The organism is Shewanella putrefaciens (assembly GCF_016406305.1).
Lineage (GTDB): Bacteria > Pseudomonadota > Gammaproteobacteria > Enterobacterales > Shewanellaceae > Shewanella > Shewanella putrefaciens_C.
This window is the reverse complement of the sequence record NZ_CP066369.1, coordinates 2,197,340-2,216,791: the sequence shown is the minus strand read 5'-3', so window position 1 is coordinate 2,216,791 and position 19,452 is coordinate 2,197,340. Positions and strand designations below refer to the sequence as shown.

At 47.2% G+C, this 19,452-nt stretch carries 14 protein-coding genes and 8 tRNA genes; 14 read left to right on the top strand and 8 right to left on the bottom strand.

The window, feature by feature from the left end; genetic code table 11:
- Positions 1–162: 162 nt before the first annotated feature.
- Both JFT56_RS09595 and JFT56_RS09590 read right to left on the bottom strand, forming a co-directional pair.
- Positions 163–2,442 carry an acyl-CoA dehydrogenase gene (locus tag JFT56_RS09595; RefSeq protein WP_198783387.1) on the bottom strand — a complete coding sequence of 760 codons (2,280 nt, stop codon included), beginning with the start codon at positions 2,440–2,442 and terminating at the stop codon, positions 163–165.
- 15 nt (positions 2,443–2,457) lie between these two features.
- Positions 2,458–3,096, bottom strand: a complete 639-nt coding sequence (locus JFT56_RS09590; RefSeq protein WP_198783386.1) for a TetR/AcrR family transcriptional regulator — start codon at positions 3,094–3,096, stop codon at positions 2,458–2,460.
- A gap of 218 nt (positions 3,097–3,314) precedes the next feature.
- On the opposite strand from JFT56_RS09590, the gene JFT56_RS09585 reads away from it, so the two are divergent.
- The gene (locus JFT56_RS09585) at positions 3,315–5,180 is read left to right on the top strand and encodes a M2 family metallopeptidase (protein ID WP_198783385.1); all 1,866 of its coding nucleotides are present in this window, start codon (positions 3,315–3,317) and stop codon (positions 5,178–5,180) included.
- 81 nt (positions 5,181–5,261) lie between these two features.
- Here JFT56_RS09585 and smrA read toward each other — a convergent pair whose 3' ends face one another.
- Positions 5,262–5,852, bottom strand: a complete 591-nt coding sequence (gene smrA / locus JFT56_RS09580; protein WP_198783384.1) for a DNA endonuclease SmrA — start codon at positions 5,850–5,852, stop codon at positions 5,262–5,264.
- Positions 5,853–5,986: 134 nt separating this feature from the next.
- Between smrA and JFT56_RS09575 the strand changes: the two genes are divergently transcribed.
- Positions 5,987–6,562 carry a nuclear transport factor 2 family protein gene (locus tag JFT56_RS09575; RefSeq protein ID WP_198783383.1) on the top strand — a complete coding sequence of 192 codons (576 nt, stop codon included), beginning with the start codon at positions 5,987–5,989 and terminating at the stop codon, positions 6,560–6,562.
- A gap of 43 nt (positions 6,563–6,605) precedes the next feature.
- Complete coding sequence (locus JFT56_RS09570; RefSeq protein ID WP_198783382.1) at positions 6,606–7,103, top strand: YchJ family protein; 498 nt, start codon at positions 6,606–6,608, stop codon at positions 7,101–7,103.
- A 79-nt stretch (positions 7,104–7,182) separates the two neighbouring features.
- On the opposite strand, the gene JFT56_RS09565 is transcribed toward JFT56_RS09570, so the two are convergent.
- From JFT56_RS09565 to JFT56_RS09555, 3 genes are all read right to left on the bottom strand, one after another.
- Positions 7,183–9,366 carry a GGDEF domain-containing phosphodiesterase gene (locus JFT56_RS09565; protein ID WP_198783381.1) on the bottom strand — a complete coding sequence of 728 codons (2,184 nt, stop codon included), beginning with the start codon at positions 9,364–9,366 and terminating at the stop codon, positions 7,183–7,185.
- Between the two features lie 199 nt (positions 9,367–9,565).
- On the bottom strand, positions 9,566–9,853 hold the full coding sequence (locus JFT56_RS09560; RefSeq protein WP_198783380.1) for a DUF406 family protein: 288 nt from the start codon (positions 9,851–9,853) through the stop codon (positions 9,566–9,568).
- Between the two features lie 231 nt (positions 9,854–10,084).
- Positions 10,085–10,573 (bottom strand): VC2046/SO_2500 family protein, encoded by a 489-nt coding sequence (locus JFT56_RS09555; RefSeq protein ID WP_198783379.1) that lies wholly within the window; start codon positions 10,571–10,573, stop codon positions 10,085–10,087.
- 125 nt (positions 10,574–10,698) lie between these two features.
- Here JFT56_RS09555 and JFT56_RS09550 point away from each other — a divergent pair.
- The 3 genes from JFT56_RS09550 (at position 10,699) to JFT56_RS09540 (ending at position 11,111) form a co-directional block, all read left to right on the top strand.
- Positions 10,699–10,783 (top strand) — tRNA-Tyr (locus JFT56_RS09550).
- A gap of 51 nt (positions 10,784–10,834) precedes the next feature.
- Positions 10,835–10,919: transfer RNA gene (locus tag JFT56_RS09545), tRNA-Tyr, on the top strand.
- Positions 10,920–11,026: 107 nt separating this feature from the next.
- Positions 11,027–11,111 (top strand) — tRNA-Tyr (locus JFT56_RS09540).
- A 315-nt stretch (positions 11,112–11,426) separates the two neighbouring features.
- On the opposite strand, the gene queE is transcribed toward JFT56_RS09540, so the two are convergent.
- A complete protein-coding gene (queE, locus tag JFT56_RS09535; protein WP_198783378.1) occupies positions 11,427–12,095 on the bottom strand; it encodes a 7-carboxy-7-deazaguanine synthase QueE in 669 nt (222 codons plus the stop codon).
- 175 nt (positions 12,096–12,270) lie between these two features.
- Here queE and queC point away from each other — a divergent pair, with 175 nt between their 5' ends.
- Both queC and rrtA read left to right on the top strand, forming a co-directional pair.
- A complete protein-coding gene (queC, locus tag JFT56_RS09530) occupies positions 12,271–13,020 on the top strand; it encodes a 7-cyano-7-deazaguanine synthase QueC (protein WP_198783377.1) in 750 nt (249 codons plus the stop codon).
- Complete coding sequence (gene rrtA / locus JFT56_RS09525) at positions 13,017–13,610, top strand: rhombosortase (protein WP_198783376.1); 594 nt, start codon at positions 13,017–13,019, stop codon at positions 13,608–13,610. Before queC ends, rrtA begins: the two co-directional genes overlap by 4 nt.
- Before the next feature lie 130 nt (positions 13,611–13,740).
- Here rrtA and uvrB read toward each other — a convergent pair whose 3' ends face one another.
- Positions 13,741–15,747 (bottom strand): excinuclease ABC subunit UvrB, encoded by a 2,007-nt coding sequence (gene uvrB, locus JFT56_RS09520; RefSeq protein WP_198783375.1) that lies wholly within the window; start codon positions 15,745–15,747, stop codon positions 13,741–13,743.
- A 1,033-nt stretch (positions 15,748–16,780) separates the two neighbouring features.
- Between uvrB and JFT56_RS09515 the strand changes: the two genes are divergently transcribed.
- The 6 genes from JFT56_RS09515 to JFT56_RS09490 all read left to right on the top strand — a co-directional run bounded on the left by JFT56_RS09515 (position 16,781) and on the right by JFT56_RS09490 (position 19,435).
- Positions 16,781–16,856: transfer RNA gene (locus JFT56_RS09515), tRNA-Asn, on the top strand.
- A 50-nt stretch (positions 16,857–16,906) separates the two neighbouring features.
- Positions 16,907–16,982: transfer RNA gene (locus tag JFT56_RS09510), tRNA-Asn, on the top strand.
- 30 nt (positions 16,983–17,012) lie between these two features.
- Positions 17,013–17,088 (top strand) — tRNA-Asn (locus tag JFT56_RS09505).
- 44 nt (positions 17,089–17,132) lie between these two features.
- A tRNA-Asn gene (locus tag JFT56_RS09500) sits at positions 17,133–17,208 on the top strand.
- Between the two features lie 50 nt (positions 17,209–17,258).
- Positions 17,259–17,334: transfer RNA gene (locus JFT56_RS09495), tRNA-Asn, on the top strand.
- A 196-nt stretch (positions 17,335–17,530) separates the two neighbouring features.
- On the top strand, positions 17,531–19,435 hold the full coding sequence (locus JFT56_RS09490) for a GGDEF domain-containing protein (protein ID WP_198783374.1): 1,905 nt from the start codon (positions 17,531–17,533) through the stop codon (positions 19,433–19,435).
- Positions 19,436–19,452: the final 17 nt, after the last annotated feature.

Sequence of the window (19,452 nt, the reverse complement as noted above, 5' to 3'; positions counted from 1 at the left end):
GGTGGTTTTTTTATACCTGCAATTCGTTGTGACTGTTGTGGCTTAATCAGAGAATCAGAGAATCAGAGAATCAGAGAATCAGAGAAAAATCCTAGCGGCTCAATGGTACAACTTGATTAAACCGCTCAGTCTAAAATACTCAAACAACAGCGCTGGCAATCACTATAGGGTCTCAAAGTCATTCACGTTAATTGCCGCTAAACGTAATTTATCGGCATGCTGTAACTTTTGTTCTTCATCGGCAGTGATAACACCAGTCTCGAGTGCTTTTGCGAACAGGACTAGATTTGGCACTTTGGCTGGCAATTCACCCGCTCGCTGGGCTTTCTTCAGTTTTTTATAGATATCTTTACAGGCATATTGCGCCACAAAGGCTTGTTCAACCTCGGCAATTCCCCCGATATCACCTTCAAACTCTGGGCAAAGGAAGGTAATACGCTCACGGGCTGGCCCAGGTTTTAACATCCCCCCTACCAGTTCGGTGACCATTTTATCACTTGGCGCATTGAAGTGATTGCCAAGCGGGAAGATCAAACCGCGCAGTAGCCATGCCACAGGGCGACTTGGGAAGTTACGAATTGTGTCTTCCAATGCTTTCGCGGCTAAGTGTAAACGGTTAGCCATGACATACCGCACTGCGGGTAAATCATCCTGCTGACGACCATTGTCTTCAAACAGTTTCAGGGTGGCAGAACCTAAATACAACTGGCTCAATACGTCGCCCATACGGGCAGAGAGCATTTCTTTGCGCTTTAAATCGCCGCCCATGATCAGCATTGATAAGTCTGTCATCAAGGCTAAGGCCGAGGATATGCGCGTCATATCTTTATAGTACTGCTTTGTTTCACCACTTACTGGCGCGCTGCCCAAACGGCTGCCGGTTAACGCATTGAACAAGGCACTGAAGGCGTTGCGGGTAGCATAACCCATATGGCCCATCAACAATGAATCGAACCGCTCGAGCGCTTCATGCTGATTTTCCATCGCGGCGGCTTCCATCTCAGCCAGCACGTAAGGATGGCAGCGAGTCGCACCTTGCCCAAAAATCATCAAGGAACGGGTTAAAATATTCGCGCCTTCCACAGTGATCGAAATTGGATTCGACATATAAGGGTAGCCTAAATAGTTTTTAGGTCCTAATTGAATGCCCTTACCCGATTGAATATCCATCGCATCGTTCATCACAGAGCGGCCTAATTCCGTCATGTGGAACTTAGCAATGGCAGTCACGACTGAGGGTTTGACTTTAAGATCGATACCCGTGGTTGTTAAACGACGCGCAGCTTCTAACTGGTAAGTGTTGGCAATAATACGGGCAAGTGCTTCTTGCACCCCTTCAAATTGGCCAATCGCCATACCAAATTGGTGGCGCACATAGCTGTAGGCCGTTGTCGTCTTAGTCGCCATATGGCCAGAGGCCGTTGCTAAGGCAGGGAGTGAAATACCACGGCCGGCGGATAAACACTCGACCAGCATACGCCAGCCTTTACCCGCAAAATCAGAGCCACCGATAATCCAATCCAGCGGGATAAACACTTCTTTACCTTGGGTGGTGCCGTTCATAAACGCCATGCCCAGTGGATTATGGCGACGACCAATGACCACACCAGGATGATCCGTTGGAATCAACGCGCAGGTAATGCCTAAGTTTTTCTTATCCCCAAGCAAACCGTCAGGGTCGCGCATTTGGAACGCTAAACCTAGCACTGTAGCCACAGGTGCGAGCGTGATATAACGCTTATCCCAGGTGAGTTTAAGGCCGAGCATTTCTTCGCCATTGAAAGTATCACGGCACACAATCCCCACATCGGGGATTGCGCCGGCATCACTGCCAGCCTCGGGGCCTGTTAACGCAAAACAAGGAATTTCATCGCCTTTGGCCAAGGCCGGTAACCAACGCTCTTTTTGCTCGCTGGTACCATAGTGGGTCAATAGTTCGCCGGGGCCTAAGGAGTTTGGCACCATAACAGTTACCGCGGCGCTGACGCTACGGCTGGCTAATTTGCTGACAATAGTAGAGTTGGCATAGGCCGAAAACGCTTTACCACCGAATTTTTTCGGGATGATCAGCGCAAAGAAGCCTTCTTTCTTGAAGTATTCCCACAACTCTGGCGGCAAATCTTTACGGTTATGCACTATATCGAAATCATCGATCATCGTCAGTGCCGTCATCACTTGATTATCGATAAAGTCTTTTTCTTCGGCGCTAAGCACAGGTTTACCGTAGCTGTGCAGCGTATTCCAATTAGGGTTGCCGCGGAATAACTCCCCTTCCCACCACACATCGCCAGCTTCCATCGCTTCACGCTCAGTATCGGATAGTGGCGGTAAGACTTTTTTGAAAAAATGAAACACAGGCTGGGTAATAAATTGCTTTCTGATATTTTTGACCGCAAACAACAGGACTACGGCTATCAGGGCAAGGATTATAATCGTTAACATGATCAAGACCTTTTATTAAGATGCAACGGGGACTGAAACACCAGCCGCCATGTAGGGAATCACTTTACGGATAACCGCTTCGATGTCGTTATGCTCACCAAACTCCGCCGCAGCAATATCGTTTAAGGCATCGGCGGACGCCATAGTGAACACGATAGTGCCTAGGGTAAAGTGTAAACGCCAGAACATCTCTGCGGGGGGAATATGGGGCGCACTGGCCGAAACGGCCCTGACAAAGGTATCTAAATGTTGGCCATAGTGGGTGGTGATAAACCAACGCAAGTGCCCTTGGCTTTCGATATAACCTCGGCCCAAAAGCTGCAGGAAAATCGTGGTGCCTTCAGTACGTAACTTATTAAGATCTAACAGAGGATTAACTAAAGAAGAGAAGATTTCTTCTAGGCTAGCCTGTGAAGATGCGGCATTTAATCGCTTTATTTCAGCCGCCGCAGCTGGCATAAACATATCTAAATAACGGGCTAACACCGCACGGATAAGCTCCTTTTTAGAGCCAAAGTGGTAATTAACCGATGCCAGATTCACCTCAGCTTTGCTGGTGATGAGTCGCAGAGAGGTTTCGGAAAAGCCCCTTTCCGCGAACAGTTTTTCCGCGGCATCAAGAATTCTCGTTTTTGTATCGGATCGACTTGCCATTCCGTGACCTTGAATTAATTTAAAACACTCGTTTAAATTAAACATTGGCACTCAGGATGTCAAACTAAAAATGGCCAAATAAGCTGCTTTAACGACGCCAAGGCCAACAAAATATTAACTCATCACTACAAACAACAAAGAAAGCCATTAAGCCTTGTGCAATAAACGCCTTTGTTAGGTAAAATGCGTAACACAAAAACAACAAAGGATTGCAATACATGGCTATTCGATTGAATCGTCCCACAAAAATCGCCTTCACTGTCGCGTTAGCGCTGGGATTAACCGCATGTAATGATGCGCAAGACAAAACTGAAAATACGGCGCCTTCGCCAACGGCAACGCTAAATGCACTGCCAGATAAGGCGCAGGCCATTGCCTTTATTAATGATGCCGAAGCCCAAATGGCGCAGTTATCCATAGAGTCCAACCGAGCCGAGTGGATTTACAGCAATTTTATTACCGATGATACTGCAGCGCTATCCGCCGCCGTCGGAGAGAAAATCAGTGCGGCATCGGTCAAATTTGCCACCGAGGCGGCCAAGTATGCCAATGTGGAACTCGATCCCGTTAATGCCCGTAAGCTCAACATATTGCGCAGCGCCTTAGTATTGCCAGCGCCGCTCGATCCAACGAAAAATGCCGAGCTTGCCAAGATAAGCTCCGAATTGAATGGCTTATACGGCAAAGGAAAATACTGTTTTGCCGATGGTCAATGCATGACTCAGCCGGAACTTTCGACGCTGATGGCCGAATCACGCGATCCCGCCAAACTGTTAGAAGCATGGAAAGGCTGGCGTGAAATCGCTAAACCTATGCGTCCACTATTCCAGCGGGAAGTCGAATTGGCCAATGAAGGCGCCAAGGATCTCGGCTATGGGAATTTATCCGAGCTATGGCGCAGCCAGTATGATATGAAACCCGATGATTTCTCACAGGAATTAGACCGTTTATGGGGACAAGTCAAGCCCCTTTATGAGTCATTACATTGTTATGTGAGGGGTGAACTCAACCGAGAATATGGCGATGCCATTGCGCCGACAACGGGCCCGATCCCCGCCCATTTACTCGGTAATATGTGGGCCCAGCAATGGGGCAACGTATACGACTTAGTGGCACCCGATGATGCCGATCCGGGTTACGATGTCACCGAACTCTTAGAAGAAAAAGGCTATGACGAGCACAAGATGGTGAAGCAAGCAGAAAGCTTTTTCACTTCCTTAGGTTTTGCCGCACTACCTGAAAGCTTCTGGGCCCGTTCTTTATTTGTTCAGCCAAAGGACCGTGATGTGGTTTGCCACGCCTCGGCCTGGGATCTGGATAATCTCGACGATATCCGCATTAAGATGTGTATCCAGAAAACCGCCGAAGACTTTAGCGTTATTCACCATGAGCTTGGGCATAACTTCTATCAACGCGCCTATAAAATGCAACCATTCCTGTTTAAAAACAGTGCTAACGATGGTTTCCATGAGGCCATTGGCGATACTATCGCCCTCTCCATCACGCCGAGTTACTTAAAGCAAATTGGCTTATTAGAAGATGTGCCCGATGCCTCTAAGGATATAGGTTTATTACTCAAACAAGCCCTAGATAAAATTGCCTTTCTCCCCTTTGGTTTAATGATCGATCAATGGCGCTGGAAGGTCTTTAGTGGCGAAATCACTCCAGCGCAATATAACCAAGCCTGGTGGGATTTAAGGGAGAAATACCAAGGCGTTAAAGCCCCTATGGCCCGTAGCGAAGCAGATTTTGATCCGGGTGCGAAATACCATGTGCCAGGCAATGTGCCTTATACGCGTTACTTCCTTGCGCATATTCTGCAATTCCAGTTCCACCAAGCATTATGCGAAACCGCAGGCGATAAAGGGCCAGTTCATAGATGCAGTATTTATGGCAATCAAGCAGCCGGTGAAAAGCTCAATAAAATGTTAGAGTTAGGCTCGAGTCAGCCTTGGCCTGTCGCCTTAAAAGAAGTCACAGGCAAAGACACTATGGATGCAAAAGCCGTACTGGACTATTTTGCGCCACTGAAAATATGGCTTGATGAGCAAAATACCGCCGCCAATCGTCAATGCGGTTGGTAATCTAATCGTCATCCTGTGATACATAAAACAAAAATGCCCAAATCGATTGGGCATTTTTATTTTCCACTTAACTGCACTCCCTTAACGCCAGCCCATCCCCTTGCGATTAGCTTCTTTATTTTCAAGCTTGAGTTGCTCAGATTTCGTTAGCATCACATACAAAGCCCCAGTTCCACCCTGCTCGGTTTTCGCCGAATGATAGGCAAGCACCATATCAAGCTGAGATAACCAATGACATACTGCGGATTTCAGCAGCCCTGCAACGGGTTTACTATTATGGCCTTTGCCATGAATGAGCATAACGCAGCGTTCACCATGGGCCTGCGCCGCTAACAGGTAATTGAGTAACGCATCACGGGCCTGACTCAAACGGTAGGCATGTACATCTAACTCCATCTTAATGCTGTACTGACCCAACCTTAAGCGCTTAAATACCGCGCCCTGCACCCCTTCTCGCTTAAAACTGACAATATCATCGGGCGCAATTATCGGGATCAAACTTAAATCCAAGGGCATACAGGCCAAATAGGCCTCACGTTGCAGCGCATCACGGCGCTGAATTTGCTCAACCGTTAATGCCTTAGGTTGTAAATTCACCGCCTTTACATCGCCCTTAAGTGGCACAACACCCGCCATTTCTTCAAAAAACAGTGCAGCTCCATCATCCAGCATGGCATGCTCCTTCCACTACTTTAGTATTAACGCACATTTTTAGTGCAGAAACACACTTTGTAAACATTCAACACTTTAGTTCACTGGGCGCCTCCATTATAGTGGCGCCATGATTGCTTGATTAGAATAATGTAATGAGATTTTTGCTGCTAGCCCTGATATGCCTATTGTCGACCTCAAGTTTCGCCAATCCAGCTAAAACCCAAACGACTGCAACGGCGGATCAGCTGATCAATGCCAATTATTCACTTTTTACTAAGGCCTTTAACGAGCTCGCCCCTGAAGTCACCGGCGAGATTTACACTGAAGATGCCAGTTATCTCTCTGAAAGCCAAAGTAAAGAAATCTATTATGGCCGCGACAGCATAGTGGCGATTTATCAAAAGTTTTTCGATAAAATCCGCAGTAAGAAAGCACGTATTGATATCGATTTTCGCATACTGAAACGTAAAATGGTCGGCAATAGCGCCATAGATACCGGCTATTATTTAGTGCGCTTCTACCCCGCCGAAGAGACGGGTGAACCTGTGAGTGAATTTGCTGGCAAATTTGTTATTGGGACGCAAAAAGTGTCGTCGACTCGCTGGAGTGTCACCTTAGATATGAATAACCGTGCAGAGCCTAGCTTCTATCTCAATGCTAAGCCTGTGCCTAACTTATACTATGGTCGTCAGTTCTCACCTTTGCCCGACAGCAAAAAAACAAAATAGTCTAACCCCATTATTTTATAGCTAATTTTTAAGTTTCATACCTATGGTTTCAGATATTTCCTGCCCCTGCGGCAGTGCAAAACACTATCAAGACTGCTGTAAACCACTGCATATTCATGTGGATTGTGGGGAGCAAATAGCAGATTCGCCCGAGCAACTTATGCGTTCGCGTTACTGCGCATTTGTGTTGAAAAATTTTGATTACATTATTAAGACTCACCACCCCGATTTTCTCGGGGATCTAACCCTAGCAAGCCTGCAGCGCGGGCCCCATCCCCAGTGGCTCGGGCTCGATGTGCTTGATTCAAGGGAACAACTCACCGCCCTTGGGCACAGGGAGGGAACGGTAACCTTTAAGGCTTGGTATAAGCTCGAGGGTGAGATAGATGCTATCTATGAATGCTCGGAGTTTGTCCATCAACAGGGGCGTTGGTATTACACCCAGGGCCGACAGATGACGGCTAAATTACCCGGCAGAAATGATCCCTGTGTTTGTCATAGCGGTAAAAAATTTAAGCAATGTTGCTTAAAGACGCTTTAAAACGCCTATGACTTTGATTCTGCTAATCACTTTAAATACAAAGTATTAGCTTGTGTTTCGGCGAAGTTGGGGCGAATAGTTAGTGCGTCACCATAGGTGTGCTTTTCGCCGACAATAAAAACTGGGCAAACTCTGGCTCTCGCAGTGCAGGACTGTACAAATACCCCTGTGCCTGATGGCATAGACTCTTGGCCAAAAAGTCCTCCTGCTCCGAGGTTTCAACCCCCTCTGCCGTTAACGAAATATTCAGCGCGCTCGCCATAGCGATAATCGCGGACACAATTTCACGGCTCTCGCGGCTTATTGTTAGATCGGAGATAAAGGAGCGGTCGATTTTCAACTTACTGATCGGGAACTGTTTTAAGTAACGCATCGAACTGTAGCCTGTCCCAAAATCGTCGATAGCCAATCCAACACCTAACTCGGCTAACTCTTGGCACAGTATAGTTGCATGGCGAATATCGCCCATTAACTCTGTTTCAGTAATTTCGAGGATCAAGGTTTTAGGCTTCAAGCGGTAACGAGTCAGCAATTGCCACACCTGTTCGTACAAATTGCCACTAAAGAATTGCCGCGCAGACACATTCACATGCATGCTCAGATCGGGATTATGGTGCTGCCAAAGGTTTAACTGCCGGCAAGCCGCCTCAAGCACCCAACTACCAATCGCGTTAATCATCCCCGACTGCTCGGCGATATCGATAAATGCCCCAGGGTAAAGCACCCCTTTTTTCGGGTGATGCCAACGGATCAACGCCTCGGCACCTATGTAGGTTTGCTGCTCAAGATCCCTTAGGGGTTGATAATAAAGCTCAAACTGCCGCCCACGAATGGCACTGTGCAGATCACGCTCAATTTGCGCATCTTCCTTAAAAGCACTGAGTAATGTGCTGTTAAATACTTGAATTGCGGTGCCCTTTTTCTTTTTCGCATATTGCACTGCAATATCTGCGCAGGTCAAAGGTGCAAATAAATTAGCCACGGAGGCAATATCGACCACGGCTAAAGCGGGTTTAGGCTCTATTTGCTCGCGCCCGATCAATATAGGCATGGCTAAATGTTGATATAAACGCGTACTGAAATAGTCGAGATCATAGACGGCCTGGCTGTCCGTCAGTAACACGGCAAATTCATCGCTCCCGACTCGGGCAATTTCAGTGGCTTTATTGACCTCAGAAAAATGTTTTAAGCGCCGCCCGATTTCAATTAATAGACTGTCGCCATTATCATGGCCGTAGGTGTCGTTAAAACGCTTAAACCCAACCAGATCGACGAGCAGCAGCAGCCCCTGCGTCGTGCGTTCTAACACTCGATTGAAATGACTACGATTATGGAGCCCCGTCAAGCTGCAGCGCCAGGCTAAACGCTCGAGTTCCGCCTTATAATTGTGTTCATCGGTACTTTCTTCCCCCGACACTAAGGCGTAGTGGTTGCCACGGTCGGTAATAAACTGACTAACAACAAATTTAAGCCAATAACGGCTACCGTCGACACGGTTAAACTGCACTTCCCCCTTAGCCTGCTCCCCACGGTAAATTTGTGCAAGGGTGTGCTCGGCCAGTTCACTGTGCTGCTTAAATATTGCAAGTTCCCGCAGATTCGAACCTATGCTCTTATCCCGCAACACACCGGTAATATCTGCATGGGCTTGGTTAACGTATTCGACCTTTTCCGTATGCAGATTGATCAACATACTCATTTGCCGCGATTGCTCGGTTGCACAACGAAAGAGGCTAAGGCGCTCTTCTTTATCGTAGGTGTATTTAGTGGCTAAGGTGAGGGCTAATTGGTCGGCCATTTGGCAAGCGAGGTGAATTTCACTGTCGTGCCAATGGTGAGTTAAGTGGGCGCGTTCGATGCAGAGTACGCCTTCAAGGTGGCCATTGATGCGGATCCCAACATCGAGGCTAGAGAGCACTTGCCTTGGTTCAAAATAAACCCCAGCCAACTCACTTAAGCGCGGGTCGACTAAGGTATTACCCGCATCGATATGACGGTGGTTTTTGAGTTCCTGCAGATAATGGGGGCAATCCTTGAGCAATTGGGGTCTATGTACCTCTTGCAACATCATAGATCCAAATTGAGCGACCAAAGATTGGGTTTGCTGATCGGTGGAAAATAGCCATACCGACACTAAGGACACCGCTAAATTCTGGCACAACAACTCTGTCGCTAACTCTGCGGTCTTAGTAAAATCGCCCTGCTGTTTAGCCGCCGAATGTACTAAAGACTCCAATAAATGCTGATGTTGACGTCGCTTCACGCTGATCCCTACAAAACTTCGTGTTGGGTAACTACTGTACTGCTGCGACTAATGCACTCTATCGGGAAAAGCGCATTAATTGAGCCAATATATGCTTATTTTTTGTCGAAGCAGATTACACTATCTTCGTTCAACACAGCAATATCGAGCATATTTAATTACAAATTAAATCACTATTGCATCATAGCGATAGGCGCAATTACAGACCATTTTCTAACTGAAAAATCATCTTTTCGGCACTGACATCAAAGGTTAACTGCAAACTCACGCCAGAATCCGTCGGCACCGTCTTTGCATGGGTTTGGCTAAAACGCGCCTTAGCTCGGTTGGCCATCGCGTCGGCATCACTTTGGGCGTTAACGCCGTTAAACTGCAATTCTAACAGGGTATCGTGTTCATCGATGACGGCGCCAATATCGACAAAGCTACCGCAATCTGTGCATGTGTCATTCACTGTGTGGGCCTGCGCCGCAATAATACCTTTCATTGAATATTCCTCTTTAGAGCCAAAGTGTTCACGCTAGGCTAAGTCAGCAATCCGTTTAGAGGATTAGGCCTGCAAGCGTGGGATAATTTGCCCACTATTATAGGCAATTTAGGCTAGACAGACTCAGGTTTAGCTCACGCTTGTCAGATGCATTATGTTAATAAATGCCACTAATGGCGATTTAAGGTGACTTTATTTCTTAATGACTTTATCTCTTAATGGCTTTATCCCTTAAGCAGTAGCTAATAGGGGAACTAAATTACGCTGGATCGCTAATTGATCGGCAAAATGCATAATATCTATCTTAGGGGATGTGAGTTGCCCACGTTGACGTAATTGAGTGGTCAAGTCGCAGTTACTAAGCACTTCGGCCATCGCCATCGATTCTCCACCACGGATAACCAAGGCCTCTGGACATATCGCCTGTTGTAATTGAAATGCCCTCGCCCCAGCCTGATTAAAAAGCGGGCTATTATCGACTATAGGTTCACCTAGGGATAAATCCGCCAATAAGGGCTGTTTGGGCGGGAGTTCAAACTGACGTTGTAATTTTTGTGCCGTATCAAGCTCTTTTTGCCATTGAAACTGCGCCATGTCCCGAGCGTCGGCCGACAACAAAGACAACAACAGGGCGAACTCTCCTCGCCTGTTGTGTTCTATCGCCGCATTTAAGCGGGTGCCGATTTGGGCTTCGTTGACTAAAGGAACATCAATATGCATAAAAAAACATCATTAAAACAATTCGTTGTTAGTTAATCGACCAGTTGAGACATAACTTTAGGAAAATTTTTATTTTGGCCCTTTACATGCAAAAGGTTTCTGACTACTATGGCGGCCGCAATTGAGGAGGGGTTCCCGAGTGGCCAAAGGGATCAGACTGTAAATCTGACGGCTCAGCCTTCGAAGGTTCGAATCCTTCTCCCTCCACCATTTGCACTGAAGTTAGTACGGCACGATTGAGATATTTGTTGAGATATTCGTGGAGGGGTTCCCGAGTGGCCAAAGGGATCAGACTGTAAATCTGACGGCTCAGCCTTCGAAGGTTCGAATCCTTCTCCCTCCACCATCTTGTCCCAATCGTCATGTGTGACTTTGATTGAAGTGATATAAGTTAAATCTGCGGTAAACTTAAACACGGCCAAATGTTTAAGCGTTTGTAAAAGAAAGTTTTGTGGAGGGGTTCCCGAGTGGCCAAAGGGATCAGACTGTAAATCTGACGGCTCAGCCTTCGAAGGTTCGAATCCTTCTCCCTCCACCATTTCTTACCATCTAGTAAATGTATTCTCGCTTTAGTTTGTCCCCTAGTCCTCGTTTTTTAATCTATTTTTGTTCTCGATTTTATTACCTTTATCTCTAGTTTATTGCCTAGCGCTCTATTTAATGCTTAGCGCTGCAGCAGTAGAACCGCCAATCTTCCGCCATCATCTTAATCTAACTAAATTAACGTATTAGAATACGGCTCCATTGAACCAGCCCTACTCACAAATATTTTTAGTCCCAGCCAGGGTTTAATATAAAAAAACGCCCCATATGTATGGCGCGTTTTTTATAGATCCAGGCTAACGCTTTGGCATCAATCGATATTTAAATACTTATGGGTTTGGATAGATAAACGCCAATTGCGGGCGATGCAGGTTTTCATCGCCAGTTCCGTCGCTCTGGGCTTTTGGCTAATCGGCTGCAGGCAGATGGTTTTGGATGAAATATCGATATCTTTCAATAGTTCATCTAGCTCATCTAAGTGTTTCTCAGTGGCGATAGGATGCTTAATTTCATTGGCGCGATTAAGGGCCTGTGGCAAGACTGGATAACCGCCCTTCATATTCACCTTAGGTGAAACCGTGACCCAAGTGCTGTCGTCGCAGAGTACTTCAAAGGTGCCGCTGGTTTCAATTTGGGTGGCAAAGCCAAAGCTATGCAAGGTTTCGGTCAAGTCGCGTAAATCGTACATACAAGGCTCGCCGCCGGTGATCACTATATGGCGCGCGGTAAACCCCTTAGCATTAAAGGCCGTGATAAGGCTCTGGGCGCTATGATTTGCCCAGCGGCCAACGGTGCCGTCCACAGTAATCACTTGTTCTGGCGCAACTTTATTGGCCTCAAGGACATCCCAAGTCTGTTTAGTATCGCACCAAGCGCATCCCACGGGGCAACCCTGTAGGCGCACAAATATGGCGGGCACTCCGGTAAAGACACCTTCACCTTGAATGGTTTCAAAGACTTCGTTGACGGGATAGTTCATGCTGGCGTTCCATTTTTCTGGGGCGGCATTTATAGAGGATTTTAAGCCAAGCTGCAAGTTTTTACACTGCAAACTCAGGCGCGGCGCTGGGAGCAAAGAGTTTTCAAGGCCTAATGCCTGAGTTACACTAGCGGCCTCTTTTTTTGTGTTCAGTTCAGTGAACGGTGATCGGTTTATGGCAAGCAAATTAGGCGCAAACGCGTTAGGGTCAACAGCGGCGGTATCAAAGGCTGTCGTGGTATTCAGTGGTGGACAAGATTCAACCACCTGTCTTATTCAAGCCCTTACCCAATATGATGAAGTCCATGGGATCACCTTCGACTATGGCCAACGTCACCGCGAAGAGATTGAAGTCGCGAAATCCCTCGCAAAACGTCTAAACATCACCAGCCATAAAGTGATGGATGTGAGTTTACTCAATGAGTTAGCTATATCGGCCCTCACCCGCGATGCGATCCCCGTTTCACACGAATTAATGGAAAATGGCCTACCTAATACCTTTGTGCCCGGGCGCAATATTCTGTTTTTAACCCTAGCGGGCATTTACGCCTACCAGTTGGGTGCCGATGCCATTATCACTGGCGTGTGCGAAACCGACTTTTCTGGCTATCCAGATTGCCGCAACGATTTTGTCAAAGCCATGGAGTCGGCCCTAGTACAGGGGATGGACAAAAAACTTCAAATAGTCACCCCGCTGATGTGGCTTAATAAGGCGCAAACCTGGGCGCTGGCGGATAAATATCAACAGCTCGATCTGGTGCGTCACCATACACTCACCTGCTATAACGGCGTGATAGGCGATGGTTGCGGCGATTGTCCAGCCTGCCATTTACGCCAGCGCGGCCTAGATGATTATTTGCAAAATCAAGCCGATATTATGGCTTCGCTTGCAAGCACCAATGAAAAAGTCGAGCCACAAGCGTGAAACTTGGCCCCTACTGGGTTGCATTGGTCGTCAGTTTACTCTGTGCCGGCTTGTACGTTGCCGGCCTAGCTACGCCCACTATCGATGAACTATTGGCCTATCGACGCAGTGCCATTGCAGATGGCCAATGGTGGCGGCTCGTTACTGGGAACCTACTGCATACCAACCATTGGCACCTCTTGATGAACCTTGCGGGGCTGTGGATTGTGCTCTTTTTGCACCACTTCCACTACCGCGTTAAAGGCTTAAGTGGTTTATTTGCCCTATTGTGTTTGCTCGAGGGCCTAGGTTTATACCTTGGGTATCCGCAGCTGCTGGGTTATGTCGGCTTAAGCGGCATGCTGCACGGCCTATTTGCCTATGGTGCGGTGCGAGATATTCAGTGTCGTATGCGCTCGGGTTATCTTTTACTCTTAGGCGTGATGGTTAAAGTGGGCCATGAACAATTTTATGGTGCCAGCACCGATGTGACTGCCATGATAGGAGCACGGGTTGCCACTGAGTCACACTTGGTGGGTTTGATCTGCGGCCTGATCTGCGCGCTTGGCGTGTACCTCGCCGGGAAATGGACACTTCAAGTGGCAAAATAACTTGGCAGCGCTGCATGGCAAGGTTACATGCAACATAAAATCAGCCGATGAAAGAGCCGCCTCCCTATTGGAAAGCGGCTTTTTACGCTGTTATGGATCACGCTTCACCTTTTGCTCAGTTTCAAAGCTCTTAGGCGGTGATTAATAATTCCCTTAAGCGTTTGACTTCATCGCGCACGGCTGCCGCCTGCTCGAATTCTAAATTGCGGGCATGTTCATGCATTTTCTTTTCTAGCTTATCGATATCGTGACTTAATTGTGCAGCATCTGCATGATAATGTTTAGGTTTTGACTCGGCTACTCTGCCATAAACCGCTTGACTATCACGGCCATCATCGACATCCATCACATCGGTGATCCGTTTCACCACCCCTTTAGGCACAATTCCGTGTTTCAAGTTATGGGCACGCTGCCGTTCACGGCGCCGCTCAGTCTCACCCATCGCCTTTGCCATAGAGTTGGTAATGCGGTCCGCATAGAGGATCACTTTGCCATTCACATTTCGAGCGGCGCGGCCAATGGTCTGAATAAGCGAACGCTCGGAGCGCAGGAAACCTTCCTTATCGGCATCCAAAATACAGACTAAGGAGACCTCTGGCATGTCTAAGCCCTCACGCAGCAGGTTAATCCCAACCAGCACATCGAACTTGCCTAAACGCAGATCGCGAATAATCTCGACTCGCTCGACCGTGTCGATATCCGAGTGCAAATAGCGCACTTTTACCCCGTGCTCGTCCAGATATTCGGTGAGATCCTCCGACATACGTTTGGTTAACGTTGTGACTAACACCCGCTCATTCACGGCGACACGTTTAGCGACTTCCGATAATAAATCATCGACTTGTATACCAACGGGCCTCACTTCCAACTCGGGATCTAACAGGCCTGTCGGACGAACGACCTGCTCAACAATCTCGCCGCCGCTCTTTTCAAGCTCGTAGGGATTAGGTGTCGCAGACACATAGATGGTCTGCGGCATCAACTGCTCAAACTCTTCAAATTTCAGTGGCCGATTGTCCAGCGCCGACGGCAAACGGAAACCGTATTCCACCAAGGTTGTTTTACGGGAACGGTCCCCTTTATACATAGCGCCAATTTGCGGCACTGTGACATGGGATTCATCGATGATCAGCAAGCCATCGGCAGGCAAATAATCCAGTAGTGTTGGCGGCCCTTCGCCCGGGGCTCGGCCCGACAAATAACGGGAGTAGTTTTCGATGCCGGAGCAATAACCCAGCTCGACCATCATCTCCACATCGTATTGCACTCGCTCATGAATACGCTGGGCTTCAATTAACTTATTGTTATCGAGTAGATACTGCTTACGCTCGCGCAGTTCTTCTTTAATGAACTCAGTGGCAGCGATAATTTTTTCCCGCGGGGTCACATAGTGGGTCTTAGGATAAACCGTGGTGCGGGCAATGCGTTTGATGATCTGCCCCGTTAAGGGATCAAATTCACTTAAACGCTCAATTTCATCGTCAAATAACTCGACGCGAATGGCATAACGATCGGAATCTGCGGGGAAAATATCAATCACTTCGCCACGGACGCGGAAAGTACCGCGCTGCAATTCAATATCGTTGCGGGTGTATTGCAGTTCACTCAACCGCTTAAGAATATCCCGCTGCCCCATGGTATCGCCTTGGCGAAGATGCAGGAGCATTTTGAGATAAGAATCGGGATCCCCCAAACCGTAGATGGCCGAGACAGAGGCGATCAGTACCACATCTTTACGTTCTAGCAGCGCCTTAGTTGCCGAGAGCCGCATCTGCTCAATATGGGCATTCACAGAGGCATCTTTCTCAATAAAGGTATTAGATGCAGGCACATAGGCTTCAGGCTGGTAATAGTCGTAGTAGGAGACGAAATACTCCACCGCATTATGGGGGAAGAATTCCTTCATCTCGCCATAAAGCTGTGCTGCGAGGGTTTTATTCGGCGCCATAATAATGGTTGGCCGCCCCAATTTGGCAATCACATTCGCAATGGTGAAGGTTTTACCCGAGCCCGTGACCCCGAGCAAGGTTTGGCAAGCCAGCCCCGACTCTAGACCATCGACTAATTTCGCGATAGCTGTGGGCTGATCCCCCGCGGGGGCAAATTGTGATTCAAGCTGAAAAACAGATTCTGACACTCGTACATATCCTTGTGGTTAGCCGTCCCCATTCTAATCAAGTCGCCCATTAAGCTCCAGCAGTTATCGGCGCAATATACTAATAGCGGCTCCCTGTACCGTCACAAGATGACAATTTTATGGATGGAAAATGAAATTTTTTGACCACAGCTTTTTGAGGCTAAAACTGGCCAAAAAACACCCTAAAACGCAGTAGAAATGGCAATTTAATACACAAGAGTGGGCTTTTACTCTATTACAAAATTGCAACCTAAATAAGGACCAAATAAAATAGCGGTTGCTTTTGCTATAACATTGGATTTATTGATTTTATTTTTTCGCCACCAAAATAGTGCAATTTAAGTCCATCGCCCATACCACAAGGCTTTGACGCCTGTTTTAAAGCACAACCCACAGGGTTATCCACAGATTTTGTTGATAAGTCAAAATAACCTAGGATCCATGCGGGATTGAGCACTGCTCGCCCCCTAAACAACACCAAAGCAACATTTGGTAATTTAATTACATTTGATAAATGTTGCTACTTGTATCCATGACCTTTAGATCAAAATCATGCCGTGGATTAAGCTCCGCGAGGTCGAACGGCCTCCTGACTGTCTCTTGCAAGAATGCTAAATAGCCGTTTCGAATGAAGCTTACTTTATAGTACCAACTGAGTATGCAGCAGGCCCTCTACGCTATGGTGAGCATCGTATAGCGATACCCTGCGACCTAGCATAATAAGAAACTGCTTTTTAGCCGCTAGAATCTCAATGCTTATGCCTAGCTTCGAGCGGTGCAGTGTTTTAGTAGGCCGAAGGCCGCTCTGTTTTTACCCGCCCTAAGCCAACAAACATCCACCGCAAGAAACGCTATCTTGCGAAAAGTTAAGTTATTTCTTCATCAAAATGCTGATTTCTACATCACGATGCACATTAGATGAGCACTTAACAGCATAATTACACTTTTTTTAGTAACTCGAGTTGACTCATCCCACAGAGCGTTTTACTATGCGCTCCGTTCTCAACGAGTCAATACGACTGTGTGAAACGATTCCCCTGTAGTTCAGTCGGTAGAACGGCGGACTGTTAATCCGTATGTCACTGGTTCAAGTCCAGTCAGGGGAGCCACTTTCAACGAGTGTTGGTACGTAGGAACAAGCAGTAAGAGTAATAACGATTCCCCTGTAGTTCAGTCGGTAGAACGGCGGACTGTTAATCCGTATGTCACTGGTTCAAGTCCAGTCAGGGGAGCCACTTACTATCTCACTGCCGCGTTAAAATGATTCCCCTGTAGTTCAGTCGGTAGAACGGCGGACTGTTAATCCGTATGTCACTGGTTCAAGTCCAGTCAGGGGAGCCACTTTAAGCAAGCTTATTAAGTCGATAGCAATATCGCACCTCGATTCCCCTGTAGTTCAGTCGGTAGAACGGCGGACTGTTAATCCGTATGTCACTGGTTCAAGTCCAGTCAGGGGAGCCATTTAAGTTAGTCATGTTTTATAAAGTCGATAGCAATATCGCACCCTCTACTCCCCTGTAGTTCAGTCGGTAGAACGGCGGACTGTTAATCCGTATGTCACTGGTTCAAGTCCAGTCAGGGGAGCCAATCTTTCACATAATCTCCTATTTACCTCCCTGTTTTTAGTTCCTTGCATTGTCTTTTAATTTCTGTTTTAAAACAAATACAGTTACACTGTGATCAATTTATTAACCAAAATTCTGAGTGTCATCACACAGATAGCGTAGTTGCATCACAGGGCTCAGCTGTCTTTGTACTCGCATACGTTGAGAGCGGATTTTTTATGGCCATGTCAAAATCATATCCCGTCTTTTTATTACTGATCTTTTTGGCGCTATTTGGCTGGGTTTATCAAAGCCAGAATAGCCAATTACAAATCCAGCAACAGCAAGAACTCGACGATTTTAAAAAACATCTTGGCGGTTTTGCCCTGTGGCAAGGTAGTGGTGCAGAGCTGTATCGGCTGTTATCGAGCGACTATAGCTTCCAATTTTTTCAATATGTTGATGATACCGATGGCGAGCTTAATCATACCGATGGCAGCCTCACAGCGAAGGATGACCATCCACTCGCGGGCTTATTTCCCCTTAACTTAGCCCATACCCAAAAAATAGCGACGGGCCGCTTACAGGTCAAACTCAGCGCCAATCAAGCCATCGAAGAGGCTATTAGCAATACAGAGACATTTGGCCTAGTACTCCTAGTGACTTATTTGATGTTGCTCGTTATTTTTATGGTGTTAATGGCGAGGATGAAAGCCGCTATTGGTTATGCCGCCCAGTATATTTCCCATCTTCCAGATATGAGTTTTTCCGCCATTGCCACATCCAAACTCTCCGGTGAGATGAGTCCGATAAAGTTGGCGTTAGAAGAATGTCGTACTCAACTTAAAACCCAATTAGATAAGCTCACCCAAGAAAACGAAAAACTCCATAGGGCCGCCTATCAAGATCCTATTACCGGTTTTGGTAGTCGCCCACCGTTCACCAGTAAATTAGAGAGCATTAGTCAGCCCAGCGTGCCCCAATTGGGTCTACTGGCGATGGTAAAGGCCACTGAACTTGCCCATGTTAACCAGTTACAGGGGCGCACCGCAGGGGATGAATATTTATCTAACGTGGCGAATTGTATTCGTAAGGCCTGTTCGAAATACCCAGATGCCGAATGTTTTCGGATTTCGAGCGCCGATTTTGCCGTATTCATTCCCGATGTTGTGCTAAAAGATGGGCCAAAGTTTTTAGAACAGCTCAAAATTTTTCTCGATGAATATCAGTTGCTCATCAAGACCGAGTCCACGGCGCACACCGGCTTAGTTCCCTATCAGCAAGGGGCCAATCCCGTTACCCTACTCACCCTTGTCGATACTGCGGTGAGTATTGCCCAAACCTTGGGGCCCAATTGCTATCATATTCAAGAAAAACTCAACGGTGATGAGCAGTTTGGCGATGACCGTTGGAAGCTGGCGATCCTGGATCTCATCGATCGCCAAGCCTTAAGATTCTATCAACAGCCGATCCAGCCCTGTCGCAACGATGTTGAGGTTTACCGCGAGCTGTTGGCCCGTTTCTATAATAGTGAAGGCAAATTTTTGCCAACTACCACAGTGATTGCCATGGCCGAACGCCACGGCTTAAGTACGGAATTAGATAAATTAGTGGTGATCAGCACATTAAAAATGCTTAAGGAAAACCCGAGCATCAGCGGCAATTTTGGCATCAATATAAGTGCGTTTTCAGCCCATCAAGAACTGTTTGTTGGCTGGCTAAAAGATATTTTAGGCAAGCATAAATCTATCGCTTCACGTTTGGTATTTGAGATCAACGAGTCGGGTCTGCAGGCCAATTTAGGGGCCAGTTTCAAATTTGTCCGTGAAGTTCACAGTGTGGGTGCTAGGGTCTCCATCGAGCGTTTTGGCATGAGCTTCACCTCCTTCAAATTCTTCCACGAGGTGCGTCCAGACTACATTAAGCTCGATGGCAGCTATTCCAACGCCATTGATGAAGATAACAATAATAAATTCTTCGTGCGCATGATGGTGGATGTCGCCAGACGTATTGGCATTCGCGTGATAGCGACCAGTGTCGAACGTCAGGAGGAAAAATTAACCCTCGAAAAACTCTTAATCGATGGGCTACAGGGCTATTATATTGCCCAGCCCCAAGCGTTAACGATTAGCGATCATGTTTAAGCGAACACTCGGTTAAT